3 protein-coding genes and 1 pseudogene are annotated in these 14959 nt (G+C 75.2%); all 4 read right to left on the bottom strand.

What is annotated here, in order from left to right:
- Positions 1-11817, bottom strand: a pseudogene (locus tag ACIBH3_RS32105) (type I polyketide synthase); the annotation flags it as partial.
- 359 nt (positions 11818-12176) lie between these two features.
- Positions 12177-13781, bottom strand: coding sequence for a PH domain-containing protein (locus tag ACIBH3_RS32100; RefSeq protein ID WP_396315628.1), 1605 nt, complete (start codon positions 13779-13781; stop codon positions 12177-12179).
- Positions 13778-14278: a PH domain-containing protein gene (locus tag ACIBH3_RS32095; RefSeq protein ID WP_396315627.1), complete on the bottom strand. Its 501-nt coding sequence runs from the start codon at positions 14276-14278 to the stop codon at positions 13778-13780. The genes ACIBH3_RS32100 and ACIBH3_RS32095 overlap by 4 nt, the downstream gene beginning before the upstream one ends.
- Before the next feature lie 14 nt (positions 14279-14292).
- Positions 14293-14802 (bottom strand): hypothetical protein, encoded by a 510-nt coding sequence (locus ACIBH3_RS32090; RefSeq protein WP_396315626.1) that lies wholly within the window; start codon positions 14800-14802, stop codon positions 14293-14295.
- Positions 14803-14959 lie beyond the last annotated feature (157 nt).

Here is a 14959-nt window from a genome sequence, read left to right as displayed (position 1 = left end):
CATCGCGCCGGAGCCGGTCAGGCCGGTCAACCCGGCCAGCAGCTCCACGCGGTCCCCCGCAACGAACCCGGCCCGGTGCTCGAACGCGGCCCGGCTCGTCGCCAGCGAGAAGCCCAGATCCAGCAGACCCGGCGCCCCCTCACCCTCGACCAGCGCCACCAACCCGGCCGCCTGCGCCGCCAACGCCTCCGCACTCCTCGCCGACAGCACCACCGGCACCACCGGCGGAACAGCAGCCGCCACCGAAGCCGGCACATCCTCGACCACCGGAGCCTGCTCCAGGACGGCGTGCGCGTTGGTGCCGCTGAAGCCGAAGGAGGAGATGCCCGCGCGGCGGGGCTCGCCGGTCTGCGGCCACTCCAGGTTCTCGGTCAGCAGCTCGACGGCGCCCGACGACCAGTCCACGTGCGGTGAGGGCTCGTCCACGTGCAGCGTCTTCGGCAGCACGCCGTGCTGCATCGCCATGACCATCTTGATGACACCGGCGACACCGGCGGCGGCCTGGGTGTGGCCGATGTTGGACTTCACCGAGCCGAGCCGGAGCGGCTGTTCGGCGGAGCGGCCCTGGCCGTAGGTGGCGAGCAGCGCCTGCGCCTCGATCGGGTCGCCGAGGGCGGTGCCGGTGCCGTGCGCCTCGACCGCGTCGATCTGGTCGGCCGTCAGACCGGCACTGGCCAGCGCCTGGCGGATCACCCGCTGCTGCGACGGACCGTTCGGCGCCGTCAGACCATTCGACGCACCGTCCTGGTTGACGGCGCTGCCGCGCACCACCGCGAGTACCGGGTGCCCGTTGCGCCGCGCGTCCGACAGCCGCTCGACGAGCAGCATGCCCGCGCCCTCGCCCCAGGCGGTGCCGTCGGCGGCGGCGGCGAACGCCTTGCACCGGCCGTCGGCGGCAAGTCCCCGCTGGCGGCTGAAGTCCAGGAAGGTGTCCGGGGTGGCCATGACGGTGACACCACCCGCCAGCGCCAGCGTGCACTCACCGTTGCGCAGCGCCTGCACCGCCAGGTGCAGCGCCACCAGCGAGGACGAGCAGGCCGTGTCGACGGTGACCGCCGGGCCCTCCAGGCCGAAGGTATAGGACAGGCGCCCGGAGACGACGCTCGCCGCCGTGCCGGTGCCGAGGTGGCCCTCCAGTTCCTCGGGCGAGTTCATCAGCAGGGCGAGGTAGTCCTGCCCGTTGGTTCCGGCGAAGACGCCGGTCCGGCTGCCGCGTACCGAGGTCGGGTCGATGCCGGCCCGCTCGAACGCCTCCCAGGACGTCTCCAGCAGCAGGCGCTGCTGCGGGTCCATCGACAGGGCCTCACGCGGCGAGATGCCGAAGAACCCGGCGTCGAACTCGGCCGCGTCGTAGAGGAAGCCGCCCTCGCGGGTGTAGATCTTGCCGACCTGGTCGGGGTCCGGGTCGTACAGGGTGTCGACGTTCCAGCCTCGGTCCGTCGGCAGGCCGGACATCGCGTCGCCGCCGCCCACCAGCAGCTGCCACAGCTGCTCGGGCGAGGACACGCCGCCGGGGAAGCGGCAGCTCATCGCGACGATGGCGATCGGCTCGTCGTCCACCGCCGTCCGGGGGGTGCGCTCGGCGACGGCGGCGGGCTCGCGGCCCACCAGCTCGGTACGCAGGTGCTCGGCGAGCGCGGCGGCGGACGGGTAGTCGAAGACGAGGGTGGTGGGCAGGCGCAGGCCGGTGGCGGCGCCCAGCCGGTTGCGGAGCTCGACGGCGGTCAGTGAGTCGAAGCCCAGCTCCTTGAACGCCCGGCCGGCCTCGACCGCGTCCGTCCCGGAGTGGGCGAGCACGGCCGCGACGTTGGTGCGGACGAGGTCGAGCATGACGCGCTGCTGCTCGGCGTCGGAGAGACCGGCGAGGCGGCCGGCCTGGGAGGAGCTGACGGCGGCGGCGCCGGACACCTCGGTGGCGGCGGCCGCGACCTGCCGGGCCTCGGGGATCTCGTCGAAGAGGGCGCTCGGGCGGACGGCGGTCAGGCCGGGCAGGAAGCGGTCCCAGGCGATGTCGACGACGGTGATCGCGCCGTCGCCGTGCTCGACCGCCTGGCGGAGGGCGGCCATCGCGAGGGCCGGGGCCATCGGCGGGACACCGTCGCGGTGCAGGCGCTGCTCCACGGTGCCGTCGGCGGCCATGCCGCCCTGCGCCCAGGGACCCCAGGCGATCGAGGTGGCCGGCAGCCCGTCGGCGTGACGCTGCTCCGCGAGCGCGTCCAGGTACGCGTTGGCCGCAGCGTAGTTGCCCTGACCGGCACTACCGACCGAACCCGCCATCGAGGAGAACAATACGAACGCGGACAGACCGTGACCGGCCGTCAGCTCGTGCAGATTGCGGGCCGCGTCCGCCTTCGGACGGGCCACCGTGGCGAACCGCTCCGCGGTCAGCCCGTCCACCACACCGTCATCCAGCACACCCGCCGTATGGAACACGGCCGAGAGCTCATGCCCGGCGAGCAGAGCCGCAAGCGCGTCCCGATCGGCGACATCACACGCGGCGACCGTCACCGTCACACCGAGAGCGGCGAGCTCGTCCCGCAACTCCGCCGCGCCCGGCGCATCCAGCCCACGACGGCTGGTCAGCACCAGATGCTCCGCACCACCCCGGGCCAGCCAGCGCGACACCTCCGCACCCAACGCACCCGTACCACCCGTCACCAACACCGTCCCCGACGGCGACCAACCCGAGCCGTCGCCCCGAACGGCCCGCACCAGACGACGCGCGAACACACCCGACGCCCGCACCGCCACCTCGTCGCCGGCAGCGCCCGCCAGGACACCCGCCAGACGGCCGAGCACCCGCTCGTCCACCGCCTCCGGCAGATCGACCAGACCACCCCAACGCTCCGGATGCTCCAGACCCACCACCCGGCCCAGACCCCAGACCTGCGCCTGCACCGGATCCGCCACCCGCTCCGAACGACCGGTCGCCACCGCACCACGCGTCACACACCACAACGGAGCCGCTACACCGGCGTCGCCGAGGGCCTGGACGAGCAGGGCGGTGAGCAGCAGGCCGCTCGGCACGCCGTCGACCGGCCGCTCGTCCAGGGCGAGCAGGGAGAGCACGCCCGCGACGGCGGCGCCGTCCACGAGGGCCTGCGTCAGGAGCGCGGCCACGGCCGGACGGCCTGCGGCGGCGTCCAGCTCGATCGGCCGGACCTCCGCGCCGCGCGCGGTCAGGGTCTGCATCGCGCCGAGCACGGCGGTGTCCTCGGCCGAGCCGGCCGGGACAGCGAGCAGCCAGACACCGGCGGGCAGCGCGGCGGCCGCCTCGCCGACCGGCTTCCAGGTGGCGCGGTAGCGCCAGGCGTCGACGGTGGCCTGCTCACGGCTCCGGCGGCGCCAGGCGGCGATGGCCGGCAGCACCGAGCTGAGCGGCTGGTCGCCGCTCAGGTCGAGGGTGGCGGACAGCGCGTCCAGGTCGCCGCTCTCGACGGCCTCCCAGAAGCGGGCGTCGACGGCGTCGACCACGGCCGGGCCGGCGGCCGGGGCGGTCAGGTTCTCCAGCCAGTACCAATGGCGCTGGAAGGCGTAGGTCGGCAGCTCGACGCGGCGGGCGGCCTGGCCGTCGAAGACGGCCGGCCAGTCGACGGCCGTGCCGCGCAGGTGCAGCCGGGCGAGCGCCGTGGTGAGCGCGTGCGCCTCGGGACGGCCTGCGCGCAGGGCGGGGACGAAGAGGGCGTCCTCGGTGACGGACTCCTGGCCGAGGGCGGCCAGCACCCCGTCGGGGCCCAGCTCCAGGAAGGTGCGGACGCCCTGGGCCTCCAGGGTCCGCACGGCATCGGCGAAGCGGACGGCCTCGCGCACGTGGCGTACCCAGTACTCGGGCGAGCACAGCTCCTCGGCCGTGGCCAGGGCACCCGTCAGGGTGGAGACGATCGGGATGCGCGGGGCCCGGAAGGTCAGCTGCTCGGCGACCGCTCGGAAGTCGTCCAGCATGCCGTCCATCAACGGCGAGTGGAACGCGTGGCTGACCGTCAGGCGCTTGGTCTTGCGGCCCTCCAGCTGCGCCACGACCGCCAGCACCGCGTCCTCGGCGCCCGAGAGCACCACCGACGTGGGCCCGTTGACGGCCGCGATGCCCACGCCCTCGCTGAGCAGCGGCAGCACCTCGGCCTCGGTGGCCTGGACGGCGACCATGGCTCCGCCCTGCGGCAGCGCCTGCATCAGACGGCCGCGCGCGGCGACCAGGACGGCGGCATCGGCCAGCGAGAGCACCCCGGCGACGTGGGCGGCGGCCAGCTCGCCGATGGAGTGGCCGGCCAGGAGGTCCGGGCGGATCCCCCACGCCTCGACGAGCCGGTGGAGGGCCACCTCCACGGCGAACAGGGCGGGCTGGGTGTAGCCGGTCCGGCCGATCAGGTCGGCGTCCGCGATCGCCTCGCGCAGCGGGCGGTCCAGGTGCCGGTCCAGCTCGGCGCAGACGGCGTCGAAGGCGGCCGCGAAGGCGGGGTACGCCGCGCACAGCTCCTCGGCCATGGCGGCGCGCTGGCTGCCCTGGCCGGTGAAGAGGAAGGCGGTGCGGCCGGCGGTGACGGTGCCACGCAGGACGGAGGCCGTCGATTCGCCGGCGGCCAGCGCCGCGAGGCCGGCCAGGAACTCGGCGCGGTCCTCGGCGACGACGGCGGCCCGGTGCTCCAGGGCGGCGCGGCCGGTGGCGAGTGAGTACGCCACGTCGACGGGCGTCGCATCGGCGAGTGCGGCACCCGCGAGCGCGGCCTCGGCGCGCTCGGCGTCGGCGGGCACGCCCTCGGCGCCGAGGTGGGTCAGCAGGGTGCGGGCCTGCTCGCGCAGGGCCTCCTCCGTCTTGGCGGAGAGCACCCACGGCTGGACGGCCGGGGCCTGCCCGGGCTGCGACGCGGCCGGGCGCTCGGCCCGGTCGGCGGCCGGGGCCTGCTCGATGATGGTGTGGGCGTTGGTGCCGCTGAAGCCGAAGGAGGAGATGCCCGCGCGGCGCGGCTTGCCGGTCTCGGGCCAGGCCCGGGCCTCGGCGAGCAGTTCGACCGCGCCCGAGGCCCAGTCGACGTTGGGCGAGGGCTGGTCGAGGTGCAGGCTCTGCGGCAGGACGCCGTGGCGCATCGCCATGACCATCTTGATGATGCCGGCGACGCCGGCGGCGGCCTGGGTGTGGCCGATGTTGGACTTGAGCGAGCCGAGCCAGAGCGGCTCCTCCTCGGTCCTGGCCTGGCCGTAGGTGGCCAGCAGGGCCTGCGCCTCGATCGGGTCGCCGAGGGTGGTGCCGGTGCCGTGCGCCTCGACGGCGTCCACGTCGGCGGCGCTCAGGCCGGCGTCGGCCAGCGCCTGCTGGATGACGCGCTGCTGGGAGGGGCCGTTGGGCGCGGTGAGGCCGTTGGAGGCGCCGTCCTGGTTGATCGCCGAGCCACGCACGATGGCCAGCACCTGGTGGCCGTTGCGGCGGGCGTCGGAGAGGCGCTCGACGAGCAGCATGCCCGCGCCCTCGGACCAGCTGGTGCCGTCGGCGGCGGCGGAGAAGGACTTGGAGCGGCCGTCCTGGGCGAGACCGCGCTGCCGGCTGAAGTCGACGAACGGCTCGGGCGTCGCCATGACGGTGACACCGCCCGCGAGGGCCATGGTGCAGTCGCCCTGGCGCAGCGCCTGGACGGCCAGGTGCAGGGCGACCAGCGAGGAGGAGCAGGCCGTGTCGACGGTGACGGCCGGGCCCTCCAGGCCGAAGGTGTACGCGACGCGGCCGGAGGCGATGCTGCCGGAGGTGCCGGTGCCGAGGTAGCCCTCGACGCCGTCGGGGACGGCGCCGATCCGGGTGGCGTAGTCGTGGTACATCACGCCGGCGAAGACGCCGGTACGGCTGCCGCGCACGGTCGCCGGGTCGATGCCGGCGCGCTCGAAGGTCTCCCAGGTGGTCTCCAGCAGCAGCCGCTGCTGCGGGTCCATCGCGAGCGCCTCGCGCGGCGAGATCCCGAAGAAGGCCGGGTCGAACAGGCCGGCGCCGTGCAGGAAGCCGCCCTGGTCGGCGTAGCTGGTGCCGGGGTGGTCCGGGTCGGGGTCGAAGAGGTGGTCGAGGTCCCAGCCACGGCCCGCCGGGAAGGCGGAGATCGCGTCGACGCCGCCGGTGACGAGCTGCCACAGCTGCTCGGGCGAGGAGACGCCGCCGGGGTAGCGGCAGGCCATGCCGACGATGGCGATCGGCTCGTCGTCCCGGCGGGCCGGGGCGGCCGTGAGGGCGGCGGCCTGGTCTCCGGCGCCGGCGATCTCGCTGCGCAGGTGGGCGGCGAGCGCGGCGGGCGTCGGGTAGTCGAAGATCAGCGTGGGTGACAGGCGCAGGCCGGTGACGGCGTTCAGCTCGTTGCGCAGCTCGACGGAGGTCAGCGAGTCGAAGCCGAGCTCGTTGAAGGCGCGGCCGGCGTCGATGACGTCCGAGGAGGCGTGGCCGAGGACGGCGGCGACCCGGACGCGCAGCAGTTCGAGGATCTCGCGGTCGAGTTCGGCCTCGGGGAGGCCGGCCAGCCGGCGCATCAGCTCCGTGCCGCCGGCCCGGCCGGCGCGCGCGGTGCGGCGGGACGGGGTGCGCACGAGGGCGCGCAGCTGGGCAGGGAGGGTGCCGGCCGCGGCCTGGGCGCGCAGGGCCGTGAGGTCCAGGCGCATCGGGACGAGCGCCGGCTCGGTGGTCGCGGTGGCGGCGTCGAACAGGGCCAGGCCCTCGTCGTCGGCCAGGCCGCTCATGCCGGCGCGGGCGAGGCGCAGCAGGTCGGCACTGTCGAGGGTGTCGGCCATGCCGCCGTCGGCCCACAGGCCCCAGGCGAGGGAGGTGGCGGGCAGGCCGGCGGCCCGGCGTCGGGTGGCCAGGGCGTCCAGGGCGGCGTTGGCGGCCGCGTAGTTGGCCTGGCCGAGGCCGCCGAGGACGCCGGCGTTGGAGGAGAAGAGGACGAAGGCGGTGAGCGGCTGACCGGCGGTCAGCTCGTGCAGGTGCAGGGCGGCGTCGGCCTTGGGGCGCAGGACGGTGTCGAGGCGCTCGGGGGTGAGGGCGGCGAGGACGCCGTCGTCGAGCACGCCGGCGGTGTGGACGACACCGGTGAGCTCGTGTCCGGCGAGGGCGGCGGCGAGCGCGTCCCGGTCGGCGACGTCGCAGGCGGTGACGGTGACGGTGGCGCCGGCCTCGGTGAGTTCGGCGGTCAGTTCGGCGGCGCCGGGGGCGTCGGCGCCGCGGCGGGAGAGGAGCAGCAGGCTGCGGACGCCGTGCTCGGTCACCAGGTGGCGGGCGAGCAGGGTGCCGAGGGCGCCGGAGGCGCCGGTGATCAGGACGGTGCCCTCGGGGCCGAAGGCGGGCGCGGCGCCGGCGTCCGCGGGGGCGGCGTGGGCCCGGACGAGCCGCGGGACGCGGACCACGCCGTCGCGGACGGCGAGTTCGGGCTCGCCGGAGGCGAGGGCGCCGGCCAGCATCTCGCCGGAGACGCCGCGGGCGTCGAGGTCGAGCAGGACCAGGCGGTCGGGGTGCTCCAGCTGGGCGGAGCGGATCAGGCCGCGGACGGCGGCGTCGGCGAGGGCGTCCGGGCCGTCGGCGGTGCCGGTGCTGGTGAGCACCAGGCGGGCGGCGCCGAGCCGTTCGTCGGCCAGCCACTGCTGGGTCACGGCGAGCACCCGGTGCAGGGTCGCGTGCACGGCGTCGGCGCGGTCGGCGGCCGGCGCGTCGGCGACGGCGGTATCGGCAGCGGCAGCGGCAGCGGTGGTAGCGGCCTGGTCCAGCGGCAGGAACACCGCGTCGGGGACGGCCTGGCCGGCCTCGACGGCGGCCGCGAGGGCGGCCAGGTCGGCATGCGGCTCGGCACCGAGCGCACCGAGGGCGGCGAGTGCGGCGGAGCCGTCGGAGCCGTCTGCGCCGGCGCCGATCACGGCCCAGCGGCCGGTGGTGGCGGCGGAGACCGGCAGCGCGGTCCACTCCACCCGGAAGAGCGAGTCGGTGCGGGCGGCGCGGGCGGCGTCGAGCTGCTCGGCGGAGATCTCGCGCAGGGCGAGGGAGCGCACGGACAGCACCGGCTGCCCGGCGGTGTCGGCCAGCTCCAGGGCGACCTCGCCGCGTCCGAGCAGGGTGGCCCGCAGGCGCAGCGCGGTGGCGCCGGTGGCGTGCAGGGTGACGCCGTGCCAGGAGAACGGCAGGCCGCCGCCGACGGCGTCGTCCGAGCCGTCGGCGCCCAGGGCGTGCAGGGCGGCGTCGAGCAGGGCGGGGTGCAGGCCGAAGCGCTCGGCGCCGTCCCGTACCTCCTGCGGCAGCTCGATCTCGGCGAGGATCTCGGTGCCGCGCAGCCAGACGGCGTTCAGGCCGCGGAAGGCGGGGCCGTAGCCGAAGCCGGCCTCGGCCAGCCGGGCGTGGACCTCCTCGGCGTCCACGGGCCGGGCGTCGGCGGGCGGCCAGGCGGTGAGGTCGAAGCCGGCCGGTTCGGCGGCGGGGGCGAGCAGACCGTCGGCGTGCCGGGTCCAGGGCTCGTCCGCCTCGGCGTCCTCGGGGCGCGAGTGCAGGGAGAGGGTGCGGGCGCCGCCCTCGTCGGGGCCGCCGACGACGATCTGCAGCTGGATGCCGCCCTGGGCGGGCACCAGCAGCGGCGCCTGGAGGGTGAGTTCCTCGACCAGGGCGCAGCCGACCTGGTCGCCGGCGCGCACGGCGAGTTCGACGAAGGCCGTGCCGGGCAGCAGGACGGTGTCCTGGACGGCGTGGTCGGCCAGCCAGGGGTGGGTGTCCAGCGCGATCCGGCCGGTGAACAGGATGCCGTCGGTGTCGGCCAGTGCGAGGGCCGCCCCGAGCAGCGGGTGGTCGACCGCGCCCAGGCCCACGGCGGCGACGTCGCCGCTGCCGGCGCCGGCGGTGAGCCAGAAGCGCTCCTGCTGGAAGGCGTACGTGGGCAGGTCGACGCGGCGCGCGCCCTGGCCGGCGAAGACGGCGTCCCAGTCGGGGGCGGCGCCCCGGATGTGGGCCTGGCCGAGCGCGGCGGTGACGGTGTGGACCTCGGGGCGGTCGCCGCGCAGCAGCGGGAGGAACACGGCCGCGTCCGGGTCCGCCAGGCAGTCCTGGCCCATCGCGGAGAGCACGCCCTCGGGGCCGAGCTCCAGGTAGGTGGTGACGCCCTGGGCCTCCAGGGTCCGTACGGCGTCGCAGTAGCGGACGGCCTCGCGGACGTGGCGCACCCAGTACTCGGGGTCGCCGATCTCCTCGGCGGTGACGGGCCCGCCGGTCAGGGTGGAGACCATCGGGATGCTCGGAGCGGCGTAGGAGACGGCCTGCGCGCAGCGGCGGAACTCGGCCAGCATGCCGTCCATGTGCGGCGAGTGGAAGGCGTGGCTGACCGTCAGGCGCCGGGTCTTGCGGCCCTGCTCGGCCCAGTGGGCGGCGACGGCGAGCACGGCGTCCTCGTCGCCGGCGACGACGACGGAGGAGGGGCCGTTGACGGCGGCGACGGTGACGGTGTCCTCGCGGCCGGCGAGCGAGGCGCGGACCTCGGCCTCGGTGGCCTGGACGGCGGCCATCGCACCGCCGGCGGGCAGCGCCTCCATCAGGCGGCCGCGGGCGGCGACCAGCAGGGCGGCGTCGGCGAGCGAGAGCACCCCGGCGACGTGCGCGGCGGCGAACTCGCCGATGGAGTGGCCGGCCAGCGCGTCGGGGCGCAGGCCCCAGGACTCGACGAGGCGGTAGAGGGCGACCTCGACGGCGAACAGCGCGGGCTGGGTGTAGGCGGTGCGGTGCAGCAGTTCGGCCTCGGGGGTGCCCTCGGCGGCGAACAGCACGTCACGCAGCGGGCGTTCGAGCTGGAGGTCGAGGTGGCCGATGGCCTGGTCGAGGGCGCGGGCGAAGACGGGGTAGGTCTCGTGGAGTTCGCGGCCCATGGCCAGGCGCTGGCTGCCCTGGCCGGTGAAGACGAAGGCGGTGCGGCCGGGGGCGGTCGAGCCCTGGAACAGGCCGGGGGCGCCGAGGCCGTCGGCGAGCGCGTCGAGGGCGCGGCGGAAGCCTTCGCGCTCGCCGGCGACCAGGACGGCTCGGTGCTCGAAGGCGGTGCGGGTGGTGGCGAGCGAGTGGCCGAGGTCGGCGAGGCGGTGCTCGGGGTGGGCGTCGAGGTGGGCGGTGAGCCGGCGGGCCTGCTCGCGCAGCGCCTCGGGGGTCTTGGCGGAGAGCACCCAGGGCAGCGCGGCGGGCGCGTGGGTGGCGGGCTGGGCGGCGGGGATGTCCGCGGTCTGCGGGGCCTGCTCGATGACGGCGTGGGCGTTGGTGCCGCTGAAGCCGAAGGAGGAGACGGCGGCCCGGCGCGGCCGCCCGGTCTCGGGCCAGGGGCGGGCCTCGGTGAGCAGTTCGACGGCGCCGGCGGCCCAGTCGACGTGCGGGGAGGGCTCGTCGACGTGCAGGGTCTTCGGCAGCACGCCGTGGCGCATCGCCATGACGGTCTTGATGATGCCGCCGATTCCGGCGGCGGCCTGGGTGTGGCCGATGTTGGACTTGAGCGAGCCGAGCCAGAGCGGGCGGTCCTCGTCTCGGCCCTGGCCGTAGGTGGCGAGCAGGGCCTGCGCCTCGATCGGGTCGCCGAGGGTGGTGCCGGTGCCGTGCGCCTCGACGGCGTCCACCTGGTCGGCCGTCAGGCCCGCGTCGGCCAGGGCCTGGCGGATGACGCGCTGCTGGGAGGGGCCGTTGGGGGCGGTGAGGCCGTTGGAGGCGCCGTCCTGGTTGATCGCGGTGCCGCGGACCACCGCGAGTACCGGGTGCCCGTTGCGCCGCGCGTCGGAGAGCCGCTCGACGAGCAGCATGCCGACGCCCTCGCCCCAGGCGGTGCCGTCGGCGGCGGCGGCGAACGGCTTGCAGCGCCCGTCGGGGGCGAGTCCCCGCTGGCGGCTGAAGGCGACGAAGGAGCCGGGGCCGGCCATCACGGCGACACCGCCGGCCAGGGCGACGCCGCACTCGCCGCGGCGCAGCGACTGCACGGCCAGGTGCAGGGCGACCAGCGAGGAGGAGCAGGCGGTGTCGATGGTGACGGCCGGGCCCTGGAAGCCGAAGGTGTAGGAGATGCGGCCGGAGGCGACGCTGGCGGCGTTGCCGGTGACGAGGTAGCCCTCCATGCCGTCGGCGGCCTCGTGCAGGCGGGGGCCGTACTCCTGGGCCTCGGCGCCGATGAACACGCCGGTGCGTGACTCGCGCAGCCCGGTCGGGTCGATGCCGGCCCGCTCGAACGCCTCCCAGGCGGTCTCCAGCAGCAGGCGCTGCTGCGGGTCCATCGCGAGGGCCTCGCGGGGCGAGATGTTGAAGAAGCCGGGGTCGAAGGCATCGGCGTCGTGCAGGAAGCCGCCCTCGCGCGCGTACGAGGTGCCGGCCTGCTCGGGGTCGTCGTCGAAGAGGCCGCCGAGGTCCCAGCCGCGGCCGGTCGGGAACGCGGAGACGGCGTCGACCTCGTCGGCGACCAGCTGCCACAGCTGCTCGGGGGAGCGGGCGTCGCCGGGGAAGCGGCAGGCCATCGCGACGATGGCGATCGGCTCGTCGTCGGTGCCCGCGGGCACCGGCAGCGGCTCCGACTCGCCGGTGAGGCCGAGCAGTTCGGCGCGCAGGTGGCGGGAGAGCGAGGCCGGGGTGGGGTGGTCGAAGACCAGGGTGACCGGCAGGCGCAGCCCGGTGGCGGCGGTGAGCCGGCTGTGCAGGTCCACGGCGGCGAGCGAGTCGAAGCCGAGCTCCAGAAACGGGCGGTCGGCGTCGACGGTGGCACCGGACCGGCCGCGCAGGGCTTCCCTGGCCTGGTCGAGGACGAGGTTCAGGACGGTCCGCTGCTGCTCGGCCTCGGAGGACTCGGCGAGTCGCATTCGCCAGGACGAGACACCGTCCGAATCTTCGACATCCGCGCCGGCCGGCTCCGGAATGAATTCCTCGGACTGGTTCATCATCGCGCGCTCCACTACCCGGCTGACGGTATCAAACACCTTTGGTCAGCGTGCCACGGGAAAGGAGCTGCGGATAACCCCCTAAGGGGCCCCTAATCACCCCTACGATTGGGCCGGCGGCCCCTAGGAATTCGCGGGGCCGCCGGCCGGCGAGAAAGGCGGAGAAATGCGGCGGTGGAATGCGCGGGGGAATTCGCTCCCACAATCGGGTCACGCTACCGCTTCCCGGTGGGGCTGGTAAAGCGGGCGGCCGAATTCCCTTCGGACGGGCCACCCCTGCCTCACGCGGTGGCTCAGTCGCGCTCCAGGAACGGCGCGAGCAGTCCGGGCACGGCCTGCTCGGCGAAGGCCAGCCCCTCCGCCTCGGCGACGTCGCGCACCCGGTAGACCCCGGCGCCGGCCGCGGTGGCGGCGCTGAGGGTCAGCAGCCCGTGGCGGCGCTGGAAGAAGGAGCGCGAGACCGTCCAGCCGATCACGCCCTCGCGCTGGAGCGCGACCGTGCGGTGGGCGAAGGTGCCGGCCCTGGCCACCAGGTACCGCCCGGCCAGGCCGTGGCCGAGGGTGCGGTACGCGTCCACGGCGAGCAGCACCGCGACGGGCAGCAGCACTGCGGCGGTGATCCAGGCCGCGGTGAGGAACGCGGGCACCCAGATGCCGGGCACGGCCACGGCGCCGACCACGGGCAGGACCACCAGCAGGGCCCGGTTGAGACGACGGCGCAGCGCGCGACGGGGGTGACGGCGCAGTTCGGCGCCCTCGGTCGGCGACCGGTCGGCGCCGAGCACGTCGGCCGCCACCCGCAGGACCTCCGAGCGGGGCGAGGGCGGCATCAGCGCGCCGCGGGCGCGGTTCTCCTCGGCGGTGCCGAGGCCGCCGGCGATCGCCTGGAGCCGCGCGCCGCCACCCCAGCGCAGCATCATCGGCTCGATCACCTCGACGCCGCGCAGGCGCTGCTCCTCGATGGAGACCGAGCGGTGGATCCACAGCCCGCGCCGTACCCGCAGGATGCCGCCGTCCTCGCGGGCCAGCCGGAAGCCGGACCAGCCCTCGATGTAGAGGCCGACCGCGCCGGCGGTGCCGATGGCGGCGACCACCATCAGGGTGAGCGGCACGGCGACCCAGACGGGCACGGAGGCGAAGGTGTCGGCCAGGCCGCGCACGACGCCGAGCTTCAGCGGGTCGACCTGGAGCTCGTGGAGCGTGCGGTAGGCGACGCCGATCACGGCGAACAGGCCGCCGACGCCCCAGATGGTCAGCGGGGCGTAGCGCACCCAGGACCGCTCGAACGCGGCGATCGCGGCGGCGGCGACGTCCTCGGCCTGATCGCCGTGGCCGGCCGCGAGCAGGGCGGCGCGCCGGTTGAGCAGGTCCCGGCGCAGCTCGGTGGCCTGGTCGCGGGTGACACCGTCCAGGGTCAGCGAACCGCCCGAGGAGCCGCCGGCGGCGACGCCGACGGTCACCGAGGCGAGGCCGAGGATGCGGTAGAGCGGTTTGGCGACGACGTCGGCGTTGCGGATGCGCTCCAGCAGGATGGTGCGGCGGCTGCGGAACAGCAGGCCCTTGCGCACCTCCAGCCGGTCATGGGTGATCCGGTAGCGGGTGGTGAGGCAGCGCATCAGGTTGATGCCGGTGATCACCCCGAAGGTGACCGTGAGGGAGGCCAGCGTGATCAGGGCCTGGAGGTTGAGGGTGCCGTCCCCGCCGAGCACGCTGCCGGCCGCGGTGGCGAGGGGGGCGAGGAGCCAGGTCAGGTGGATGGGGACGGAGCGCAGGCTCAGGCCCTGCCAGGCGGCGTCGTCCGCCTCCCCCGCGGGCGCGGCCTCGGCACGCGGCCCGGGCACGGCGCCCCGGGAGGTCGCGGCGCCGGCGTGCTCCGGCCCGAGCGGTCCGGCGCTCATGTGGCGTCCCCCGGGGTGGCCTGGGTCGTGCGGGTCAGGTGCTCGACGACCTCCAGCGCCCTGCGGTGGTCGATCCCGCGGATCTTGACGTCACCGGAGGCGGAGGCCGTGGTGACCTTGATGCCGGAGAGGCCGAACAGCTGCTCCAGCGGGCCCCGGACGGTGTCGACGGTCTGGATCCGCGACAGCGGGGCCACCCGCCAGCGCTGCCAGAGCCAGCCGGAGGTGGTGTACACCGCCTCGTCGGTGGTCTCCCAGCGGTGCACCCGGTAGCGCCACTGCGGCATCACCGCGATGTAGGCCAGGCCCGGGACGGTGACCGCGAGCAGCACCCACCCGAAGACGAACCGGGCCGGGGGGATGAACAGGTAGAGGGCGGCAACCGTCAGGATGAGCGGCACGGGGATCAGCGAGGCCTGCACCGTCCACCAGGCGAGGGCGCGGCGCTCCACCCGGTGCTGCGGTGGCCGGAGCCGGAGACCTTCGGATGAGGGCATTTCCTGTCCTGTTCCTATCGGGTGGCGACCTGGAGCCGTCGGCGGCGGTTCAGCACCACGACGGTCCGTGCGAGTACGGTGGCGAGCGCCATCAGGACGAGCGAATTCGAGAAGACCTCGGGCCCGCTGATCCGGTACTTGACGGCGAACTCGATGATATCGGCCGTGTACCAGTGCTCGATTCCGTAGACGAAGACCACCCGGGCCGCCGACATTGCGAGCCAGAACAATGCGTACAGCAGACCGGCCCTGGTGTACACGGTTCCGTCGGAATCCGCCTCGCCGGGGAGCATCGCCCCGGCGGTCAGGCCCAGAATGATGCCGACGCCGACGCCGACCAGCTGGAGCGACAGGTCGTTGCCGGCCAGCTGCGGTGTGTGGAAGAACAGCACCATCACGACGGCCACCGCGATCAGCGGCCGGATCAGGCGCATCGTGGTGATCCGGCGGCGGCCGAGGTCACTGGCCAGGATGACGGCCAGCACCGTCCCGCTGACCACCAGGGTGGTGGCGAACCCGCTCATGTGGTGCGGCTCCCGAAGCTCGTGGGTCGAGGACCTTCTGACGTCCTCACTGCTTCCACGCTAGGGACGCGGCGTACGCGGCGGAACAACCGGTGGACGGACCCGGCTGTCCACCGGTCGGTGGACACGGGGCGGTTGACGACCCGGCGGACGGCCC

The sequence above is a fragment of the Kitasatospora sp. NPDC050543 genome (assembly GCF_044457565.1).
In the GTDB taxonomy this organism is placed as follows: Bacteria; Actinomycetota; Actinomycetes; order Streptomycetales; family Streptomycetaceae; genus Kitasatospora.
Note: the sequence above shows the minus strand (reverse complement) of the source record. Positions and strands in the feature narration are given on the sequence as shown.